This is a genomic window from Sphingomonas sp. IW22 (assembly GCF_041321155.1).
GTDB lineage: Bacteria > Pseudomonadota > Alphaproteobacteria > Sphingomonadales > Sphingomonadaceae > Sphingomonas.
Genome location: NZ_JBGGWB010000001.1, coordinates 702,766 through 724,622 on the forward strand (window position 1 = coordinate 702,766; position 21,857 = coordinate 724,622).

General features: G+C 64.5%; 15 protein-coding genes. 7 read left to right on the forward strand and 8 right to left on the reverse strand.

The window, feature by feature from the left end; all coding sequences use genetic code 11:
- Positions 1-15: 15 nt before the first annotated feature.
- Positions 16-2,178 (forward strand): putative bifunctional diguanylate cyclase/phosphodiesterase, encoded by a 2,163-nt coding sequence (locus ACAX61_RS03500; RefSeq protein WP_370713430.1) that lies wholly within the window; start codon positions 16-18, stop codon positions 2,176-2,178.
- Between the two features lie 416 nt (positions 2,179-2,594).
- On the opposite strand, the gene ACAX61_RS03505 is transcribed toward ACAX61_RS03500, so the two are convergent.
- Positions 2,595-3,818 carry a Gfo/Idh/MocA family protein gene (locus ACAX61_RS03505; RefSeq protein ID WP_370713431.1) on the reverse strand — a complete coding sequence of 408 codons (1,224 nt, stop codon included), beginning with the start codon at positions 3,816-3,818 and terminating at the stop codon, positions 2,595-2,597.
- 315 nt (positions 3,819-4,133) lie between these two features.
- Here ACAX61_RS03505 and ACAX61_RS03510 point away from each other — a divergent pair, with 315 nt between their 5' ends.
- Complete coding sequence (locus ACAX61_RS03510) at positions 4,134-6,899, forward strand: PAS domain S-box protein (RefSeq protein ID WP_370713432.1); 2,766 nt, start codon at positions 4,134-4,136, stop codon at positions 6,897-6,899.
- 100 nt (positions 6,900-6,999) lie between these two features.
- Here ACAX61_RS03510 and ACAX61_RS03515 read toward each other — a convergent pair whose 3' ends face one another.
- Positions 7,000-9,093, reverse strand: coding sequence for a M13 family metallopeptidase (locus ACAX61_RS03515; protein ID WP_370713433.1), 2,094 nt, complete (start codon positions 9,091-9,093; stop codon positions 7,000-7,002).
- Between the two features lie 242 nt (positions 9,094-9,335).
- Between ACAX61_RS03515 and ACAX61_RS03520 the strand changes: the two genes are divergently transcribed.
- Complete coding sequence (locus tag ACAX61_RS03520) at positions 9,336-10,760, forward strand: porin (protein WP_370713434.1); 1,425 nt, start codon at positions 9,336-9,338, stop codon at positions 10,758-10,760.
- 13 nt (positions 10,761-10,773) lie between these two features.
- On the opposite strand, the gene pdeM is transcribed toward ACAX61_RS03520, so the two are convergent.
- The 4 genes from pdeM to ACAX61_RS03540 form a co-directional block, all read right to left on the reverse strand.
- Entirely contained in the window at positions 10,774-11,436 is a 663-nt protein-coding gene (pdeM, locus tag ACAX61_RS03525) for a ligase-associated DNA damage response endonuclease PdeM (protein ID WP_370713435.1), read from the reverse strand.
- Between the two features lie 43 nt (positions 11,437-11,479).
- A complete protein-coding gene (locus tag ACAX61_RS03530; RefSeq protein ID WP_370713436.1) occupies positions 11,480-12,448 on the reverse strand; it encodes a retroviral-like aspartic protease family protein in 969 nt (322 codons plus the stop codon).
- Between the two features lie 54 nt (positions 12,449-12,502).
- Positions 12,503-14,890, reverse strand: a complete 2,388-nt coding sequence (locus ACAX61_RS03535) for a ligase-associated DNA damage response DEXH box helicase (protein WP_370714888.1) — start codon at positions 14,888-14,890, stop codon at positions 12,503-12,505.
- Between the two features lie 84 nt (positions 14,891-14,974).
- A complete protein-coding gene (locus ACAX61_RS03540; protein WP_370713437.1) occupies positions 14,975-15,163 on the reverse strand; it encodes a hypothetical protein in 189 nt (62 codons plus the stop codon).
- Between the two features lie 96 nt (positions 15,164-15,259).
- Here ACAX61_RS03540 and ACAX61_RS03545 point away from each other — a divergent pair, with 96 nt between their 5' ends.
- Both ACAX61_RS03545 and ACAX61_RS03550 read left to right on the forward strand, forming a co-directional pair.
- Complete coding sequence (locus ACAX61_RS03545; protein WP_370713438.1) at positions 15,260-16,258, forward strand: ligase-associated DNA damage response exonuclease; 999 nt, start codon at positions 15,260-15,262, stop codon at positions 16,256-16,258.
- 76 nt (positions 16,259-16,334) lie between these two features.
- Positions 16,335-18,158 (forward strand): DUF885 domain-containing protein, encoded by a 1,824-nt coding sequence (locus ACAX61_RS03550; RefSeq protein WP_370713439.1) that lies wholly within the window; start codon positions 16,335-16,337, stop codon positions 18,156-18,158.
- Positions 18,159-18,204: 46 nt separating this feature from the next.
- Here the strand turns inward: ACAX61_RS03550 and ACAX61_RS03555 are convergent, their stop codons facing one another.
- On the reverse strand, positions 18,205-18,543 hold the full coding sequence (locus ACAX61_RS03555) for a hypothetical protein (protein WP_370713440.1): 339 nt from the start codon (positions 18,541-18,543) through the stop codon (positions 18,205-18,207).
- 36 nt (positions 18,544-18,579) lie between these two features.
- On the reverse strand, positions 18,580-19,632 hold the full coding sequence (gene queG / locus ACAX61_RS03560; RefSeq protein ID WP_370713441.1) for a tRNA epoxyqueuosine(34) reductase QueG: 1,053 nt from the start codon (positions 19,630-19,632) through the stop codon (positions 18,580-18,582).
- Between the two features lie 70 nt (positions 19,633-19,702).
- On the opposite strand from queG, the gene ACAX61_RS03565 reads away from it, so the two are divergent.
- Positions 19,703-20,629: an ABC transporter ATP-binding protein gene (locus tag ACAX61_RS03565; protein WP_370713442.1), complete on the forward strand. Its 927-nt coding sequence runs from the start codon at positions 19,703-19,705 to the stop codon at positions 20,627-20,629.
- The gene (locus ACAX61_RS03570) at positions 20,626-21,855 is read left to right on the forward strand and encodes an ABC transporter permease (RefSeq protein WP_370713443.1); all 1,230 of its coding nucleotides are present in this window, start codon (positions 20,626-20,628) and stop codon (positions 21,853-21,855) included. Before ACAX61_RS03565 ends, ACAX61_RS03570 begins: the two co-directional genes overlap by 4 nt.
- Positions 21,856-21,857 lie beyond the last annotated feature (2 nt).

Consider the following 21,857-nt stretch of genomic DNA (forward strand, 5'->3'; position numbering starts at 1 on the left):
CAGGAAAGTCATGGCGTGATCGGTCCATTTGAAGTTCAACCGCTTGGCGATCCGACCGACGTGGACTTGACTTCGTTTTCAGAAAATGCGCCAGCCGGCGAACTAGTCGATGTTTCACAAGGGCTTAGGGAAGTTCAACTAAACGCCGTCTTCAGCCGCGCCGGTGTTGGCATCCTCCACCGCGATCTACAGCTGCGTGTCCTTCTGGTGAACGACGCGTACCGGAACCTGGTGGGGCGATCGGCCGAGGAGCTGAACGGCCTTCATTTTGAACAATTCACGCACCCCGATGACCGCGAGCGGTCTAAGCAGAAGCACGCGGAACGACTCGCGCTTGGCAAGCCGTTCAAGATCGAAAAGCGATATGTCCGACCGGATGGCTCCTCCGTCTGGTGTCTGGTGAATGTGTCCTTCATCCTGAACAAGGAAGGACAACCTGAATCCACCATCGTGATCGCAACCGACATTACGGAGCGCCGCGCCGCTCAGGAAGAGCTCCGCCAGAGTGAGGAGCGATTCAGGCTGGCGGCACAGGCTGCGAATCTTGGCATATGGGATTACGACGCTGTTGCGGGCCGCAGTCAATGGTCAGCCGAGCTGAAACGGATGGTCGGGCTGGCCGAAGACGTTGTGCCGGACATTTCCACCGCGCTGTCACTTGTGGTGCCGGAGGACCGGCACCTCCTGGAAGGACTTGTCCACGCCGCCCGCGCCGGCGACACCCAGGCTCGTTTCGAGACGATGGTTCGCGTTCGCCGTGCCGACGATGGTTCGGAACGGTGGATGCAAACATCGGGCTGGCGGCTCCATGCGTCTTCGGGTCGGCTGACCCGTGTGCTGGTGACGATCCGCGACGTGACCGAAGAGCACTTGGCGCAGGATAACATCCGCTGGATCGCTACACACGACGCGCTGACGCAAATCCTCAATCGGTTCGCATTCACCGAACAGCTTGAAACGGCTATCACCCGTGCGCGGGGCAACCATGGCCTGGCGCTGGTGCTGCTCGACGTCGATCGCCTCAAGGAAGTGAATGACACCATCGGCCATGATGCCGGGGATGCATTGCTCAAGACCTTCACGAGCAGACTCAAGGACGCTTTTGGGCCGAGCGCCACACTGGGCCGACTGGGCGGCGACGAATTCGCCGTGCTTCTCGAACGGATCCCGCGCCAAGGATTGCCGGAACTGATCGCGCGGGCGCTGGACACGCTGCGCGAACCGTTCGAGCATGATGGCCATTCCTGCGATACCCAGGCCACGGCGGGCGTTTCCGTCTATCCGTGCGACGGGGCGGACGCGGACGATTTGCTCAAGACCGCCGATATTGCACTTTACGTTGGCAAAGCGACCAAGCGCGGTGAGCTTTCAATGTTCGAGGCGTCGATGCGCGCTGGCGTCCAGCGACGGGTCTCGATGCTCAACGTTGCCCGAATGGTCGGCAGGGAGAGGCGCGTCGTTCCCCATCACCAGCCGCAGATATCACTCGCCACCGGTGCGATTGCCGGTTTCGAGGCGTTGCTGAGATGGCGGCACGACACGTTGGGCATGCAGGGCCCTGACACGATCTGGGCCGCGTTCGACGACCTTAGACTGGCGTCGTTGCTCAGCGACCGGATGATTTCGAAGGTCGCGGACGATGTGCACAAGTGGTTGGACCAGGGGCTTGATCCAGGCCGGATCGCAATCAACCTGTCCCCCGCCGAGTTTCGCGATGAGCGCCTTGCAACGCGCATCCTGGAGCCGTTCAAGCAACGCGGCGTGCCATATCGTCATATCGAGGTCGAAATCACGGAGACCGTGTTGCTGGGGCGCGACAGCGAGAAGGTCGCTGCCACGCTGTCGGCATTTCACGATCAGGGCATCTCGATTGCGTTGGACGATTTCGGCACCGGTTTCGCATCGCTGACCCATCTTAAGATGTTCCCGGTCGACGTGATCAAAATCGATCGCAGCTTCGTTGCGAAAATGTGCGAACAGCCGGAAGATGCAGCGATCGTTGATACGATCATTAACCTAGCCCAGCGCCTGAATATAAAAGTCGTGGCGGAAGGCGTCGAAAACACTGAGCAGGCAGACTATTTGATCGCCCGCGGATGCAACTTCGCCCAGGGTTATCTATATGGCCGCCCGGCCGTGACAGAGATTACGACCGCACTGCTTCAGAAAACTTCGTAGGCCCTCAATAGCGATTGCCCCGGTCCACAGGGCGCTTTTCGAATAGCTTCGGTTTGCGGCTTGGAAACGCCGGGGCGCCGCGAAAGCCAGGACGAAGATCGCGGGTCTCGTGCGGTCGGATGGTCCATGTGGTAAGGGCTGCGGTCCGGCTGCGCTGGCGTTCGACTTGCCTATCGGGACCGTATACGCGCCTTCCATCAGCGGCTAAGGGATTTCTCCTAAGGCTATCTCTTTACCGACAGTCCGTTTGGTCAACGGGATTTCGAACAAGCGTCGCGGTTCGCAAACTGTGCGTTGACAGAGCCCGCCGATGCGCCTCGGAACGGCAGACGTCCTGCCAGCGCCGCACCACGCCGAAAACAGGGTCACGCCGCAGCCGCGGAGGGCCGGTCACGGCGTGCCCGAATCTGCGCGCTTCAGCCACGCATTGTGCCATCTGGGGCCAACTTGACCGTCCGACCGTCTGCCGCCGCAGCGTAGATCGCCTCGATCAGCCTCAGGTCGCGCAAACCCATCTCTCCCGGCGTCCGGATGGCGGCATTGTCACGTACCGCGTCCGCAAAGTGATCGAGCTGTCGGGCGAACTGAACGCTTGGATCACCCGGCGTGAATTCGCGGTCATCACGCCCCTCCAGCCGCATTTTCTGGCCTGAATAGCTGGTCGCAGGGTCCATGATCAGCGCCCCGGTCGTTCCGCGTACATGCGCGAAATTGGTGCCCGCTGAATCATATGACGTCACCAGTTGCGCCACCGCGCCCGACGGGAAGCGCCATTGTGACGCCACGTGTGCGAAAATCTCTGCAAAGCGCGGATCGCCGGTTGGACGAAACGTCGTGGCGCTGATGCTCTCCGGCATTTCGCCGGTCAGGTAGAGCGCGGATTGAAGGCCGTAGATCCCGTAGTCTTCAAGCGGGCCGCCGCCCGCCAGTGCGCGGCTGGTCCGCCAATTCTGGCTGGGGCTGGTCGGCCCCATGCGATACGACTGTTCGGTCCGCACGAGCCGAATATCGCCCGCCGCCTTCTGCTGCATCAGCTTCATGGCTTCGAGATTATAAGGCTCGAAGTGAGAGCGATACGCGATCATCAGCTTGCGCTTTGCCCGTTGGCCGGCCGCGATCATCCGTGCGCATTCGGCGCTGGAAAGCGCCATCGGCTTTTCGCACAGCACATGCTTGCGCGCCGCGAATGCCCGCGTCACCCATTCGGCGTGAAGGCCGGTTGGCAGTACGATATACACCGCGTCGATCCGGTCGTCCGACGCGATCTTCGCAAAATCCTCATAGGAATAACGCGCGTCCGCCGGCACGCCATATGCGTCACCCACGCGCGTCAGCTTGTTCGGATTGCCCGATACGATCGCTGCAATATGCGCCCGTTCCGCTTGATCGAACCTGGGCATCATCTGGTTCAGGGCATACCCGCCCAACCCGACGATCGCGAAGCCGACGCTGTCCGGACGCTTGCGCTTTGGCGCGACTGTCGGAAGCTTCACACCGTCCGGCAGGGGCTGGCCCTTCACGGTCGCGCCGCCTGACTGAAGCAATGCCGCGGCAGGGCTCGCTGCCATGGCGAGCGACGCAGTAGCCACCCCGCCCCCCGCTTCGATGAAGGTTCGCCGGGTCATGCCATTGCCGATCATCGATTATCTCCCGTTAGGCCTGCCGCACTCCTAGCGCCTTTTTGCAGAATGTTCGATCCTTTCAGAACGAACAGCCGATACGCCCAAAGACGAGTGACGATTGTTCAATTTGCGTACAATTTGTTCGTGAGGACGAAAATCATCATCCCCTCATGATGGCGCCGACACTGAATCGGTTTCCCGAAAGGGAACATTCTCGATTACAAAAGGGTCCCGGTCGCAAAATACCGTCGATCTTCAAAAAGATTCCGGTGGTGTTGCTGTCAGCGGCGGTTAAAAGCCCGTCAACCCAAATTAATATCGAGAGTTACCCCCGTGCAATCTGCTGAACGCCGTCTCAACGCCATCGTTAATAATACAACGATGGCGATCTTCCTGATGGATGAGCACCAGCACTGCATCTTCATGAATCAGGCGGCCGAGGAACTGACCGGATACAAGCTGGAGGAGACGCTCGGCCGCCCGTTGCACGATGTCGTCCACCACCAGCGGCCGGACGGCAGCCATTACCCGCTTGAGGAATGCCCGATCGACCAGGCTTTCCCCGAACGCGACCGCATGCAGGGCGAGGAAGTGTTCGTTCACAAGGACGGGCATTTCTACCCCGTGGCGTTCACCGCGTCCCCGATCCCCGACGACGACGGCAATCCGGTCGGCACCATCATCGAAGTGCGCGACATGACGGAGGAAAAGGCCCGCAAGGCGGCGCTGGCGGAAAGTGAAAGCCGGTTCCGTAACATGGCGGATCACGCGCCCGTCATGATGTGGGTAACCGACCCGACCGGCTATTGCCTCCATCTCAATCGCCAATGGTATGAGTTCACCGGCCAGACGGAGGCAGAGGCGGAAGGGTTCGGATGGCTTGAGGCCACGCACCCGGATGATCGCAAGGCGGCGGAAGAGGTGTTTCTTCGCGCAAATGCTGAGCGGGCCCCGTTTCGGCTGGAATATAGGTTGCGGCACGTATCGGGCGCCTATCGCTGGGCGATTGACGCGGCCAGCCCGCGCTTTGGCGAAAATGGCGAGTATCTCGGCTATGTCGGCTCCGTCATCGACATTCACGACCGTCGCCAGTCTGAGGAGCGGCTGAACCGCAACGAGGAGCAGCTTCGGCTCGCCACCGACATGGCCGAAATCGGGCTGTGGGACTTCGACGTCGAAAGCGATACCCTGTTCTGGCAGCCGCGGGTCAAAGCGATGTTCGGCGTCTCTGACGATGCGGCCTACTCCATCGCCGACTTCTACGCCGGATTGCATCCCGACGATTTCGACGCCACTGCAGAAGCCTTCGCTGACGCGCTGAACCCTGCCAAGCGCAGCCTGTACGACGTCGAATATCGAACCGTGGGCAAGGAAGATGGCGTCATCCGCTGGGTTGCGGCCAAGGGGCGCGCCATCTTCGACCATGCAGGCAATTGCCGCCGGGTGCTCGGCACCGCGATCGACATCACCGACCGCAAGCGCGACGAGCAGATGCTGAAGGACATAAACGCCACGCTCGAACAGCGGGTTGCCGATGAAATCGCGCGCCGCGACAATGCGGAGGAAGCCCTTCGTCAGGCGCAGAAGATGGAGGCCGTGGGCCAGTTGACCGGCGGCATCGCGCATGATTTCAATAATCTGCTGACGGTCGTGACTGGCAATATCGACATGGCCGGACGCGCGCTCGAGGCAAGCGGCGTGACGGACAGCCGCGCCCGCCGCGCGTTGGACAACGCGATGAAGGGGGCCGAGCGTGCCGCATCCCTGACACAGCGCCTGCTGGCCTTTTCCCGCCGGCAGCCGCTGGCGCCCAAGGCACTGGACGTCGACAAGCTGGTCAGCGGTATGTCCGACATGCTGAACCGCACGCTTGGCGAAACCGTCCATCTGGAAGTGGTGACCAGCCCCAGCCTGTGGCGGACCGAAGCCGACCCGCACCAGTTGGAAAGTGCGATCCTGAACCTCGCCGTCAATGCGCGCGACGCCATGTCCAGCGGCGGCACGCTGACCATCGAAACCGCCAATGCGCGGCTGGACGAGGAATATTCGGCCGCCCATGCCGAAGTCGCGCCGGGACAATATGTCGTCATTTCAGTGTCCGACACGGGTCAGGGCATGGACAAGGAAACCATCGCCCGCGCCTTCGAACCCTTTTTCACGACTAAGGAGGTCGGCAAGGGCACCGGGCTTGGCCTGTCGATGGTCTATGGCTTCGTCAAACAGTCGGGCGGCCACGTAAAGGTCTATTCGGAGGAAGATCACGGGACCACGGTCAAGATCTACCTGCCCCGCCTGATGAGTGGCGAGCCGGATGAAAGCGGAGAGATCACCGCCGGCCTTGAGGTCAGCCCACGACAGGAATGCATCCTGGTGGTCGAGGATGATGACGATGTCCGCTCCTATTCGGTCGATTGCCTGCGCGACCTGGGCTACCATGTGATCGAGGCGCATGACGGGCCAGCGGCGCTTCGCCTGCTGGAACGACAGGGCGCCAGCGTGGATCTGTTGTTCACGGACGTGGTGATGCCCAACATGTCGGGCCGCGAACTGGCGGATCTGGCGCGCCAGACCCACCCCCAGCTCAAGGTGCTGTACACTTCAGGCTATACGAGAAACGCCATCGTTCATGGTGGACGGCTGGACGCGGGCGTCGAGATGATCGCCAAGCCCTTCACCGTCAGCGCGTTGGCGCAGAAGATCCGCGACGTGCTGGACACGGGCCGCTCGCGTCGGGTGCTGATCGTCGAGGCGGATGCGACGGTCCGCCTGCTCGCGGCGGAGGCGCTGGCGAACGCCGATTATGGCGTCGAAGAAGCCGCCAACGCGACCGAAGCGCTTGGCAAGGTCCGCGCCGCGCAGGGGCGCTATGACGCGGTGGTGATCGGCATGAACCTGGCGGACCGCGCCGGCGATGCGCTGGCATTGGAGCTGCGGGCGCTCTACGCCGACCTGCCCCTGTTGATCGCGGGCGAAGGCGGCATGGATGCGGTGAAGGACAAGTTCAGCGACGATCGTTGCACCGACGTCCTCACCAAACCCTTTAGCGGCGCAATGCTGATCGCAGGGCTGAAGGCTGTTTACGACCGCTGCAAACGATAGGTCGCAGGGCAATCACGGCCGCGCTTTTCGTGTGAGCTGAGAACCCCGCCCTCACCCCCGCCTGAGCGGGCGGTGAGGGGCCGAGGTCCGGCTGGTCAGCTTACCAGATCCGCACCCGCGCGTCGGGCGCCAGAAACAGCTTCGACGTGGGCGCGGGCTTGAACGCCGGGTACCAGGGGTCGAGATTGCGGACGATCCATGCCCGCTGTTCCGACGGAGCGTGCGGGTCGGTCAGCAGCCGCTGACGCAGGTTCGCCTCGCGATAGTTGCGGCGCCACACCTGTGCCCAGCCCAGATAGAAACGCTGGTCGGCGGTGAAGCCGTCGACCACCGGCGGCGACTTGCCGTTCAGCGACGTCATATAGGCGTCGTGCGCCACGGTCAGGCCGGCCAGATCGGCGACATTCTCACCCAGTGTCAGCGCACCCTTCACCTTCATGCCAGGCAGCGGTTCGTACGCGTCATATTGCGCGACCAGCGCGTCGGTGCGCTGCTTGAACGCGGCCACATCGGCGGGCGTCCACCAGTCGGTCAGGCGGCCTTCCTGGTTATATTTCGCGCCCTGGTCGTCGAAATGGTGGCTCAGTTCATGGCCGATCACCGCGCCGATGCCGCCATAATTGACCGCCGGATCGGCATTGGGATCGAAGAAGGGCGGCTGAAGGATCGCGGCGGGAAAGACGATTTCGACCATGCCGAAATTGGCATAGGCATTCACCGTCATCGGCGTCATGCCCCATTCCCAGCGCTGCAACGGCTTGCCAAGATGGCCGACGTTCCAGTTATGCGCCCACTGCGCCGCCCGCACCTTGTTGCCGAAGGCGTCGCCCGCGACGATCTTGAGGTCGGAATAATCGCGCCAGCGGTCGGGATAGCCGATCTTTGGCGTAAAGGCGGCCAGCTTCTGGTGCGCCTTCACCTTGGTTTCCGGCGCCATCCAGTCGAGCTGGTCGATGCGCCGGTCCATGGCGGCGATGACGTTCTTGACCAGCGTGTCGGCCGCGGCCTTGGTTTCCGGCGGGAAGTAGCGCGCGACATAGACCTGGCTTACCTCGTCCCCCAGCGCGCGGCTGGTGAAGTTCACGGCGCGCTTCCAGCGCTCCTCCTGTTCCGGCGTACCGGACAGGACGGTGCCCTCGAACGCAAAGACCGCCTGGTCGACCGCGCTGGGCAGCACATCGGCATAGCTTTCCAGGCTGCGTATGATCATCTGGTCGCGCAACACCTGAATCGGCGCGGCGGCGATCAGCTTTGCCTCACCCGCAACGGCGCTGGGCTGGGCCACGATCAGCTCGCGGACTGGCGCGCCGATGCCGTTGAAATAGGTTGCGAAATCGAAACCCGGCGCGCTCTGGGCCAGCTGGGCCACGGTCATCTTGTTATAGGTCTTGTTGCTGTCGCGGCTTTCGATCCGCGTCCAGTGCGCCCTGGCGATCGCGGTTTCGAAATCAAGAACGGCCTTTGCCCGCGCGGGCGCGTTCGGTTCGCCGGCAAGCGTCAGCAGCCGCGTCAGATGCGCCTGATAGGCCGCCCGCGTTTCCGCCAGCTTGGCGTCGGTCGACAGGTAGTAGTCGCGGTCCGGCATCCCCAGCCCGCCCTGAAAGATGCTGAGGATATAGGTTTCGGGATCCTTGTCGTCCTGTCCGACATAGCTGCCGATGGGGCCGGCAATGCCCATCCGGTCCGCCTCTGCCAGCAGCGCGGCATAAGCCGGCTTGCCGTTCAGCGCCTTGATCCGGCCCAGCCATGGCTGGATCGGGGCCAGCCCCTTGGCATCGATGGCCGCGCTGTCGAGATAGCTGGCATAGGCGGTGCCGATCTTCGACTCGCCCTGCGCGCGCGCTTCATCCAGCAGCGCGCGGGTTCGTTCGGTCGACAGGTCGCTCAGCACGCTGAACATGCCGAAATTCGACTTGTCCGCAGGGATGGGCGTGTTCTTTGCCCAGCCGCCATTTGCGTGGCCGTAAAAGTCGTCGCCCGGCGCGATCGCGCGGTCCATGCCCGCCACGTCAAAGCCAAAGCTGCCGATCTGCGGCGCACTTGCCGGGGCCGGAGTGACCGCACCCACCGCTGCCTCACCCACGGTCGCGGTCTGCTCGGCAATGGCGGCCGCATCGGGTCGATCGGCGGCGGCGCAGGCAGCCAGCAGCGAAACGGAACCCAGCAGGGCACCGGTACGGATGAAGGTCAGCATCTTTGTTCCTAACATTTCGGTCGGTGTGCGGGTTCTATCGCGAAGCGGACGATACGCAAAGATAGTGTCACATTTTACCATGCTGCGGACGCAAAAGGCGCTGGAGCGGCAATGCGCGACCAGCCGGGGCAATCAGCAGGTTTACGCCCACCTTGTGTCACAGAAATGCAACCTAGTTGCTTGCGAAGCGTCAGCGACGTGCCCTACTGCCACGGCCGGAGAGCAGCAGCGGGACCAGTGCGGTGAAATCCTTTCGAGCGACATTGGCCACGACGGCGGTGATTGTCTGTGCGCTGGCTGCGACACCCGCATCGGCACAGACCGTTCAGGAACTCCAGAGCCAGATCGACGAACTGAAGGCACAGGTAAAGGCGCTGACCGAAGCACGCGCGGCAACGGCGGCAGCGGCGCCGGTCTCAACGCCCCCGCCGCCCGTGGCCGCACCGCCGCCGCCGCAACTTGCATCGTCAGATAGCGACGCCCCCCTGCCCGTCGCCGCTGCGCCGTCGGACGAACCGGCATGGTATGAACGGCTGCAACTGCGCGGCTATACCCAAATGCGCTACAATGGCGTGCTGAGCGGCGACGGTGCTGTCCCGGACGGTGTGTCGCGGCTGCGTTCGGTCCATGATGCATCGATCAACGACGATGGCGGCTTCCTGCTACGCCGGGTGCGGATGGTGTTGCAGGGGGACGTGACCGACCATGTCTCCCTCTACCTGCAACATGATTTCGGGACGGCGGTAAACAATCAGTCCAGCACCGAGCGCCGCGAGAATTACGGCCAGCTTCGCGACGCCTATGTCGACATTTTCCCTGGCAGCGACCGGCGGCTGCGGCTGCGATTCGGGCAGTCAAAGGTGCCGTTCGGGTGGGAGAATCTGCAATCCTCGTCCAACCGCGTGCCGCTGGACCGGTCGGACCCGATCAACAGCGGCGTGCCCGGTGAGCGCGATCTGGGTGTTGTCGCCTATTACACGCCCGACCGGGTGCAGGCGATCTGGGACCGGCTGGAGGCCAATGGGCAAAAGCTGTTCGGCAATTACGGCGCCTTTGGCCTTGCGCTGTATAACGGTCAGGGGACCAACCGCACCGAACGCAATGACAGCCTGATGAAGGTCGCCATGGCCACTTGGCCCTTTGCGCTGGACGGGCTGGGCGGCGTGTTCGAGGGACAGGTTCTGGAACTGGGCGGATCGATCCTGTTGAACCGCGTTCGCCCCGAAATCCGCGCGGGTGGCGTCAGCGCGGTTGATTATGACGACAACCGCGTCGCGCTGCACGCGATCCTTTATCCGCAGCCATTTGGCATACAGGCGGAATGGACCAGCGGACGCGGGCCGCAATTCGACAGCGACCTACAGGCCATTCGTGAAAAGGCGCTGGGTGGCGGTTACGTCCAGCTGATGTTCGATGCCGGTGAGACGCGCGCCGGGCGGCTGATCCCCTATGGTCGCTGGCAACGCTATCGCGGCGGTTGGAAGGCGGCACTGGATGCACCGAGACTGGAAACCAACGAGCTGGAATTCGGGGTCGAGTGGCAGTTCCTTGACGCGCTGGAACTGACCCTTGCCTATGCCAAGATGAAGCGGCGTGAAGCCGACACCCGCCGGCAGGGGCAGGCCGAGGGCGACGTCATCCGCACCCAGCTGCAATGGAATTATTGAGCGGCAGTGCCCTTCAGGCCGCCAGCGGAAAGCGCAACAGCCGGTCGCCGGCCGTCACCAGTGCCTGAGCCCGTCCGCCCAGCGCGCGCATCAATTCCGGGTGAGTGGCGTCGAGGCCACCAGTCAGCGCACCGAATGCAGGCAGTACCAATTTGGTCGCGCTGGCGACGAAACAGCGGCGCGCAACCAGCCGTCCGCGTACCGCGACGCGCAGCTTGGGGTGCCAGTGGCCGGACAGTTCGGGCGCGGCCTCTGCCGGATCGGCTTCGTGGCGTAGCACCAGGTGGCCCAGCCGCGCCTCGGCCATCACCTCTCCACCGCAACGGTCGATCATGCCCGCATCGTGATTGCCCGTGATCCAGACGAAGCGCCGCTTTGCCGTCATCGCGCGCAATCCCGCCTGCACCGCTTCGGGCAGGCGTTCGCACCCCGCGGCGTCGTGGAAACTGTCGCCCAGGCACCAGATTTCCGCCGGGTCGCACCGCGCAACCACCCCCTCCAGCGCGGCAAGCGTGGCGAAGCTGTCATAGGGGGGCAGCATCTGCCCCTTGCTGGCAAACCAGCTGGCCTTTTCGAAATGCAGGTCGGCGACCATCAGCGCCCGGCGCGCGGGCCAGTAAAGCGCCCCTTCGGGCAGCGCGGCAAAGGCATGATCGGCGAACGAAAACGGAACCATCGCGCTCGCTATGCCGTGCCAGGAGGCGGTGCGCAACGGCGCATCATTGCATCAGGCGCGCACCGATCCCCGATGGGCGCACGCCGCGCGGCAGCAGGAAACGCACCTCGCGATTGGGGAAGTCGATCCGCACCTGTCGAAACAGCTTCATCGCATCCATGCCCAGAAACAACGCGGGCCGGTCGTTCAGCTTCAGCCGCTCGAACGGCGGCACGTCGGCAAAGGCGACGGGCAGCGTCCGCAATTCCACCCCGCCCAGCGTGACGCGCGGCACAACCCGGTAATCGGCGTCGATCGTGCCGCCGGTCACGCTCATCACCCGGATCGGCAAACCCACCTTCGCCTTGTCCGCCACCAGCTTCAGCAACGCGCTGTTGCCGATGCTGACCGACGTGCCGGTGTCGAGCACGACGCTGATCCGCTTGCCCGCGAACCGCGCGTCGGTGACGATCAGGCGGCCCATCTGCGATTTGGCGGTAATGACGATCTCGTCCGGCGCGGCGGCGCGCTGGCGGCGACGGGATTTCTGCACGTGCATCCGGCTTTCGTCGAAATCGATCAGCAGCGCGTTGTTGGCCAGGCTGTCCAGCCCGACCAGACCGTCGGCGCCCAGATGCAGCCCTTCAAGCTGCGGCGCCTCGATCGACCGGGTGCGCGGCACGGCGTCGATCTCAAGTGAGGGGATATGCACGGTGGACACCGGCACCACCCCGGTCATCGCGGCGATGTTGACCGTGCGGCCAACCGACAAACCCAGCGTCGTCGCCACCTGTCGTGAAATGACGGTGCGCTCAGCCCCGGTGTCGATCACGAAGTGGAACGGCCCGGCGCCATTGACACGAACGGGCACGCGCATCCGCTGTTCGAACTCGGCAAAGGCCAGATATTCGCTGGCCTGTTCGGCGATGGCGACCGGGTCCGGGGGCGGCAGCGGCGCAACCTGTGGCTCGCGCGCCGACCCTGCGCTCGCGGCGGCGAGCAGCAGCGCGGCAAGGGCGCGAATGTGCAGCATGGGTGCAGCATAGCACGCAGCGAAACCGCGCGGAAGGGAATCAAACGGCCAGGGTCAGTCGACCCGCATCGCCTCGTTCGCCAGCACTTCAGCCTCGATCAGCAGTTCGTCATCGACCGTGCCCTGCGCCACGCGCTCGCGACCGATCAGCACCAGCACCGGCACCGCCAGCGGGCTGACGCGCTCAAGATCGACATGCACCATCGTATCGGCGGCGCGATCGAGTAGGTCCGCCAGCCGCCCCACGTCGGTCATCCGCGCACGCGCATCGTCCCATGCCGCCTGAAGCAGCAGATGGCCGGGCTCATATTTCCGCAGCACGTCGTAGATCAGGTCGGTGGAGAAGGTGACCTGCCGCCCGGTCTTTTTCTTGCCCGGATGCTGGCGCTCCACCAGCCCACCAATCACGGCCACTTCGCGGAACGCACGTTTCAGGAGCGCCGATCCCTGTACCCATTCGACAAACTCATGCTCCAGAATGTCGGGCGAAAACAACGCAGCGGGATCAGCGATCGGCTCCAGCCCATAACAGGCGAGCGCGTAATCGTTGGACACGAAGCCCATCGGCTTCAGCCCCATCGCCTCCATCCGGCGCGTAATCAGCATGCCCAGCGACTGGTGCGCGTTCCACCCTTCGAAACTATAGGCGACCATGTAGTGCCGCCCTTCGCGCGGAAAGGTTTCGACCAGCAATTGCCCCGGCGCAGGCAGAACGGAGCGGCGGTCCTGCATCTCCAGCCAGTCGCGCACATCGGCGGGAAAGCGCGGCCATTCGCTGCGGTCATGCAGAAACGTGCGGACCCGGTGCGCCAGATTGGTCGACAACGGCATCCGCGCGCCGACATAAGTCGGAATACGCGCCGGCCGCGCGGTGGCGCGCACCAAAAGGTCGAGCTGGTCGATCCGCTCGACCTCCAGGCTCATGCCCGCAAAGAAGAACGTGTCACCCGGCGAAAGCGTGGCGGCGAAATATTCCTCGACCGTGCCCAGCGCGCGGCCATTCTTGAAGCGCACGTTCAGCACCGGCGCATCGACGATGATGCCCGCATTCAGCCGGTGTTGCGTGACAAAGCGTGGGTGGCTGACACGCCACAGCCCGTCCGCTCCCTTCGTCAGCCGCTTGAACCGGTCATAGGCGCGCAGGGCATAGCCGCCATCGGCAATGAACCCCAGCACCCGCTCGAACGTCTCGCCATCCAGTGCCGAATAGGGCAGCGCCGACTGAACCTCCGCCAGCATGGCCGCCGCGTCGAAAGGCTCGGCACAGGCGCAGGCCATCAGATGCTGGGCCAGCACGTCCAGCGCGCCGGGACGGAAAATGTCGGGGTCCAGTTCCCCCGCCTCCACCGCGTCCAGCGCGGCGCGCGCTTCCAGATATTCGAAACGATTGCCGGGAACCAGGATCGCCTCCGACGCCTCGTCCAGCCGGTGATTGGCGCGCCCGATCCGCTGGAGCAGCCGCGACGAACCCTTGGGCGCACCCATCTGGATCACGCAATCGACATCGCCCCAATCGACGCCCAGGTCGAGGCTGGCGGTCGCGACCAGCGCGCGCAGACGGCCATCGGCCATCGCGCCTTCGACCTTGCGCCGCGCCTCTACCGCCAGGCTGCCGTGGTGGACGCCCATCGGCAGATTGCCGTCGTTCACCTTCCACAGATCCTGGAAAATCAGCTCGGCCAGGCTGCGCGTGTTGCAGAAAACCAGCGTGGTGCGGTGCCCCTCTACCTCGCGCATCACCTGCGGCGCGGCATAGCGGCCCGAATGGCCCGACCACGGCACCCGGTCCTCTGGCAGCAGGATCGAGATATTGGGCGCAGCGCCCGCCTCCCCCTTCACCAGCGATACCGTGTCGATGTCGCCGTCCGGGGCCAGCCATGCGCGATAGCCATCGGCATCGGCAACTGTTGCCGACAGCGCCACCCGGCGCAGCCCCGGCGCGAACCGCTGCAATCGTGCGAGTGTCAACGCCAGCAGGTCGCCGCGCTTGCCGGTGGCAAAGGCATGCACCTCGTCGATCACCACCGTCCGCAGCCCTGCGAACATCGCCGCGCTGTCGGGATAGCTGATCAGCAGGCTGAGCGATTCAGGCGTGGTCAGCAGGATGTGCGGCGGCTTGGCCCGTTGCCGGGCCTTGCGGTCGCTGGGAGTGTCGCCGGTGCGAGCCTCAACCGTGATGGGCAGGCCCATTTCCTCGATCGGGGCCAGCAGGTTGCGGCGGACGTCAACCGCCAACGCCTTTAGCGGGGAGATGTAGAGTGTGTGCAACCCGTCATGCGGGGCTTCGGTCAGCTCGGCCAGCGTGGGCAGGAAGCCCGACAGCGTCTTGCCCGCCCCCGTTGTCGCCACCAGCAATGCGTGGCGCCCGGCGCGCGCGGCGGCCAGCATGTCCATCTGGTGCCGACGCGGACGCCAGCCGCGCCGCTCGAACCAGTCCGAAATAATGGGGGGCAGCGAAGTCGCAGGATCAGCGGGCACGGCGCTTAACTTAGGCGCGCGCGCCCATTGCGCCAGTGCCCGGCGGGATCAACGATTGTCCTGAGCGTCGTCTTCGCGGCTTTGTTCGTCATACATGGTGCGCGTTGCCGCTTCGGTCCGGTCGATGTCGTGGCGACTGCCGCGATTTCGCATCATCGCCCAGATGATCACCAGGGCCAGGACGATCGGGCCGACAATGACCAGAATACCCCAGATTCCGCTTTCGTCGAAAGACATCGATCCACTCCCTCGGTTCGATATTCTTTCCGCCAACGCGCCGCGAACGGCTTTCGATCCGCTTGGCATTGCCACGTCGCTACCCATATCGGCGCGATGCCCGCACCCGGCCGCTGGATCGACCCCCGCCCAGAGGGCATTTACATCCCCGCCGCCGATGCGTGGATCGATCCGTCCACGCCCAAACCGCGCGCTCTCGTGACGCATGGCCATGCCGATCACGCGCGCGGCGGTCACGGCAGCGTTTGGGCGACGCCAGAGACGCTGGCGATCATGGCCGCACGCTACGGCCCGCAAAATGGCGTGTCGGTTGCTTATGGCGAAAGCATTCGCATGGGCGATGTCGATATCGGCTTCGTGCCTGCGGGCCATGTGCTCGGCTCGGCCCAGATCGTCCTCGACCATGCGGGTGAACGGGTGGTGGTGTCGGGCGACTACAAACGTCGCCCCGACCCGACCTGTGCGCCGTTCGAACCCGTGCCGTGCGACGTATTCGTGACCGAGGCGACATTCGGCCTGCCCGTGTTCCGCCACCCAGAAACCCGCGACGAACTGGCAAAGCTGGACGCCGCCCTCCGTGCGGAGCCGGATCGGTGCGTGCTGGTGGGTGCCTATGCACTAGGCAAGGCGCAGCGCGTGATCCGCGAGCTTCGCGACATGGGGCATGACGATCCCATCTACCTGCACGGCGCGCTGCAACGGCTGTGCGATCTGTATGTCGAACATGGCGTCGATCTGGGCGAGCTGCGCCCCGCGACCGATGCCAGCAAGGACGAACTTCGCGGGCGCATCGTCATGGCGCCGCCGGGCGCGCTTAACGACCGCTGGTCGCGGCGGCTGCCCGATCCGATCACCGCCATGGCGTCGGGCTGGATGCGGGTTCGCCAGCGCGCGCGCCAGCGTCAGGTGGAGTTGCCGATCATCCTGTCCGACCATGCCGACTGGGACGAGCTGACCGCCACCATCCGCGAACTCGCCCCGCGTGAGGTGTGGGTGACGCATGGGCGGGAGGACGCGCTGGTCCACTGGTGCGCGCTGCACCAGATCAAGGCGCGCGCGCTGGAACTGGTCGGCTTTGAGGATGAAGACGACTGAGCGGTTGCGTTCGAAACCGCATTGCCCCCGCGGCGCACGACCGATAGCGTTCCCCCGTCTTAACAGGAGGTTCGCCTTGCCCCTTTCCCCCCGACTGCTTTTCACCGCTGCCCTGATCCTGCCGCTGCCGCTGACCGCCACCGTCGCCCAGACCGCGCCCGCCGCGCAGGGGGCGGAGGCAGAGGACGCACGCCTGAACGCGTTTCTCGATCAGGCGTTCGACGCCAGCCTGGCGCTCAGCCCGCAAGCAGTGACGTCGCTGGGCGGCAAGACCGATTACGACAAGCTGGACGACTATACCGGCGCGGTCGGGGACAAGCGCATGGCCATGGCGGAGGAAACGCTGCGCCAGATGAAGGCGCAGTTCGATCCCGCCCGGCTGGGTACGCAAGGAAAGCTCAGCTACCGCCTGTTCGAATTCCAGGTCGCCAATCAGCGCCGCCAGCACCAGTGGCGCGATTACAGCTTCCCGGTTTCCACAAATGGCAGCCCGGCGGGTGAGATTCCGGTCTTTCTGATCAATCAGCACCGCGTCACCAGCGTGGCCGATGCCGAAGCCTATATCGCGCGTATCCGGGAAACCGATCGGGTCATGCGCGAAGTTGCGGCGCGGATGCGCGCGCAGGCGGCAAAGGGCATCGTGCCCCCGCAGATGGTGTTTGGCCCCGCCCGCGCCGACGCGAAGAAGGTGCTGGTCGGCGCGCCCTTCTCCGCCGGTCCCGACAGCACGGTGATGGCCGATTTCGCGAAGAAGGTCGCCGCGCTCGACGCGCCGGAAGCGACCAAGACCAAGCTGCTGGCCGATGCGCGCACCGCACTGACCGGCCCGTTCAAACAGGGTTACGACACGCTGTTCGCCGCGCTGGACGAGATCGAGGCCAAGGCGAAGGGCAATAACGGCGCATGGAGTCTGCCCAATGGCGACGCCTATTATGCGGCGCGGCTGTACAACTACACAACGACCGACCTGAGCGCCGAACAGATCCACCAGCTCGGGCTGCGTCAGGTTGCCGCCATCGGTGCCGAAATGGATGCCGTGCGTCAGCAGACCGGATTCAAGGGCGACCGCAAGGCGTTCTTCAACTACATCCGCACCGACCCGCGCTTCAAATATGAGAATTCGGAAGCGGGTCGGGAAACCTATCTCAACGACGCGCGCGCGCTGATCGCGGAAGTGATGGGCAAGGCTCCGCAATATTTCAGCGTCCTGCCAAAGGCGCCGTTGGAGGTCCGCGCGGTGGAAAAGTGGCGTGAGGCGACCGCCTCTACCGCCTTCTACAACCGCCCCGCGCCCGACGGGTCGCGGCCGGGCATCTTCTACGTCAACCTCGCCGACATGAGCCAGGTGCAAAAGGTCCAGAACTCCGGTATTGCCGCACATGAAGGCGCGCCCGGCCACCATTTTCAGATCGCCCGCGCCCAGGAACTGACCGGCCTGCCCAAATTCCGCAAGCTGGGCGGATACAGCGCCTATACCGAAGGGTGGGGCCTGTATTCCGAACGGCTGGCCGACGAAATGGGTGTGTACAAGGACCCCTATCAGCGCTTCGGGATGCTCTCGCTCCAGATGTGGCGCGCGATCCGACTGGTGGTCGACACCGGCATGCACGCCAAGCGCTGGACCCGCGAACAGGCGCAGCAGTATTTCCGCGACAACTCACCGCTGTCCGAAATCGACCTGAAGCGTGAAGTCGACCGCTATATGAACAATCCGGGTCAGGCGACCAGCTATATGGTTGGCCAGCTCAAGATCGCGGAACTTCGCGCGCGCGCCGAAAAGGAACTGGGCGCGAAGTTCGACATTCGCGATTTCCACGAAGCGGTGCTGGCCAACGGCATGATGCCGCTGGAAGTGCTGGAACAGGTCGTCGGCGACTATATCGCCGCGAAAAAGGGCTGAGTGCATTCGCCACCCCGGTCTGATCGCCGGGGTGGCGAAACGCCGTTCAATCCAGCGCGCGAACGCGGACGACTGTCTTTTCCGGGCCATCGCTGGCCAGCGCCCGCTCGATCACGTCGTCGAAACGCCCCTGTTCGACCGCCAGCTTCTGCTCCTTCAGAAATGGCTGAAATGCGTCGCGTTGCATCTCGTTGATCTCGTTGCCCGCCAGCGGGATGGTCGTGCCGTTATAGCGCACCTCGACCGACAGGCCGTCGGGCGCCTTGATGACCTTTGCCGGGTCTTCGGGGCTGTCGTCGCGATGTTGCAGCCCGGCCTCCTCGATCGCCTGTACGATTTCGGCGCGCGCCTGTTCGATACCGGGTTTTGTGTGCTGAACGGTCATCTCGGCCTCCTTGTCAGGCTCGAAACGCGCATCGGTTCAAAAGGCGCCACCGCCGATCCGCGCCAACGCCCATGCCGCCGCGTCGCGTACCACCGGGTCGGGATCGTCCAATAGCGGCGTGATTGAAGGGGTCAGCGCCCGGTCCCTGCTATTTCCCGCTGCAATCAGGCAGTTACGGACCATGCGGTTGCGCCCGATACGCTTGATCGGCGAACCAGCGAATACCTGTCGAAAGGTCGCATCGTCCAGCGCCAGCAATTCCGCCAGCGGCGGCGCGACCAGTTCGGCGCGCGGGCGAAAGGCGCGATTGGCAGCGGCGGATTGGGCGAACTTGTTCCACGGGCACACCGCCAGGCAATCGTCGCAGCCATAGATGCGATTGCCCATCGCATCGGCAATCGCATCGGGAATCGGCCCGGCATGTTCGATCGTCCAATAGGAGATGCAGCGGCGCGCATCGATGCGATAGGGCGCGGGAAACGCATCGGTCGGGCACGCGCGCTGGCACGCATCGCACGACCCGCAACGGTCGCGCCCCGCCCCCTCCCCCGTCAGTTCGAGCGTAGTGTAGATCGCGCCCAGGAACAGCCAACTGCCATGATCGCGGCTGACCAGATTGGTGTGCTTGCCCTGCCACCCCAGCCCGGCGGCTTCCGACAGCGGCTTTTCCATGACGGGCGCGGTGTCGACGAACACCTTCAGCTCGCCGCCCGCTTCCGCGAACAGCCAGCGACCGAGCGCCTTCAGCGCCTTCTTCACGACATCGTGATAATCGGCCCCTTGGGCATAGACCGAAATCCGGCCCACATCGCCCTGCTCCGCCAGCGCCAACGGATCAACGGTGGGAGCATAGCTCATGCCCAGCGCGATGATGCTGCGGACATCGGGCCACAGGCCGGCGGGGCTGGCGCGCTGATCGGCGCGGCCCTCCATCCACATCATGCTGCCATGGCACCCGTCTGCCAGCCATTGGCGCAGCCGCTCACCCGTGCGGGGCGCGGCGTCGGCGCGCGCAAAGCCACAGGCAGCGAACCCCAGCTCGGCTGCCTTTGCGCGGATACGGTCTTCAATCGACTTGTGCTGTGCCACACCGCCCCGCTACCAGTTTGTGACCGCAGAACGAAGCCTTGCAACACAACCAGCGGGAACCGGGGGACAGGTGGATAGGCCGACACTGGCATTGGAAGCCCAGGGACTGGTCAAGCGATTTGGCGACCGCCGGGTGGTGGACGGCATCGACATCGCCGTGCCGCTCGGTGCGATCTATGGCGTGCTTGGCCCCAACGGCGCGGGCAAGACGACGACGCTTCGCATGTTGCTGGGCATTCTGGAACCCGATCAGGGCAGCCGAACGCTGCTCGGCCATGCCCGTCCGCGCGAGGCGAGCGACCGGGTGGGCTACCTGCCCGAAGAACGCGGGCTTTATCCCAATATGCGGGCAAAGGACGCCATCGCCTTCATGGGTGCCTTGCGCGGGCTGGACTGGCGCACGGGCCGCAAGCGGGCAGAGGCGATGCTGGCCGATGCAGGGCTGGGCCACGCGGCGGACGAAAAGATCCGCAAGCTGTCAAAGGGCATGGCCCAGTTCGTGCAACTGCTGGGGTCGGTAGTCCACGAACCCGACTTCATCGTGCTGGACGAACCCTTTTCGGGGCTGGACCCGGTCAATCAGGAACGACTGGAGGCGCTGATCCGCGCCCAGCGCGACCGGGGTGCGACCATTTTATTCTCCACCCATGTCATGGCCCATGCCGAACGGCTGTGCGACCGGCTGACCATCATTGCGCGTGGTCGTGCCCGGTTTGAGGGGACCGTGGCCGATGCCCGCGCCACCCTGCCCTACCGCGCGCATTATGTGCCGCATTTCGCGCATGAAGGGCTGGCGGCGCTATTGCCGGCCGATGCGGTGCGCGACGGCGACGGCTGGCGCTTCAACGTGCCGGATGAGGGGATTGAGCCGCTATTGTCGCGCCTGATCGCCGCCGGGCACGGCATTGCCGGCCTGTCGATCGAACGGCCCAGCCTGCATGACGTGTTCGTCCGCATCGTCGGCCCAGAAGCACTTGAAACCGGGGAAGCGGCATGAGCCATTCGACGCGCCTGATCCGGCAGACGCTGACCATCGCGCGCCGCGATTTTCAGGCAACGGTGTTCACGCCGACGTTCCTGTTGTTCCTGTTCGCGCCGTTCCTGTTCATGGGCCTTTCGGGCCTGATCGGCGGTCTGGGCGCGGCAAGCATTGCGGAGCGGGGCACGCGCAACCTGCGCATCGTTGCCGTCGCGTCGCCGGCGGACCGCAACGTCCTGATTGCCGCCGACCGCAATCTGCGCGCCTTGTTCAGCGAACGAGAGGCGCCACCGACGCTGGAACTGCGCGCCGCCACCGGCGATCCGGAGGCGATTGCACGCAACAACTTCAAGCGCGACGACGTTCAGGTGGTCGCCGTGCTTTACGGGCCGCTTGAGCACGCGACGGTGCTGCACGCGCCGATCGGCACGCGATCCTCGCGCTATCTGGCCGGGTTGGCTGAGCAGGCGCTGCGCATCAGAAGCGGCGGCGCCGCGCCCCTCGCCACTGTGCGCCAGGTGGAAATGCGTGAGGGCGCGACGGTCCCGATCGGTCGCGATGAGGGCGGGTTCGCCGCCGTCTTCGCGCTGTTCTTCCTGACGTTGTTGCTGGCCGGACAGGTCGTTTCGTCGATGGCGGAAGAACGATCGAACAAGGTGATCGAGGTGCTGGCCGCCGCCGTCCCGCTGGAAGCGGTCTTTCTGGGCAAGCTGATCGGCATGTTCGGCGTCGCGCTGCTGTTCGTCACCTTCTGGGGTGTGGTCGCCGTCAATGTCGCCAGTCTGCTGCCCGGCGAAATCGGTGCTGCGGTGAGCGGAATGACCCCCGCCATCGGCGCACCGACCTTCGCCCTACTGTTCCTGGCCTATTTCACCATGGCCTATATGCTGCTCGGCGCGGTGTTTCTGGGGGTGGGTGCACAGGCATCGACCCCGCGCGAGATCCAGATGCTGTCGCTGCCCATCACCATTTTTCAGGTAGCGATGTTCGGCCTCGCCTCTGCAGCGGCCGCGCAGCCGGATGGCATCGCCGCTACCGTCGCCGCCATTTTTCCGTTCAGCTCACCCTTTGCCATGGCCGGGCGCGCCGCGAGCGAGCCGGGGCTGTGGCCCCATTTGCTGGCGATCGGCTGGCAGCTTTGCTGGGTCGCGCTGACCGTGACGCTGGGCGCGCGGGCATTCCGGCGCGGCGTGCTGCAATCGGCTGGACCGCGCTGGCGCATGCCCTTCACCCGCGCCCGATAAAG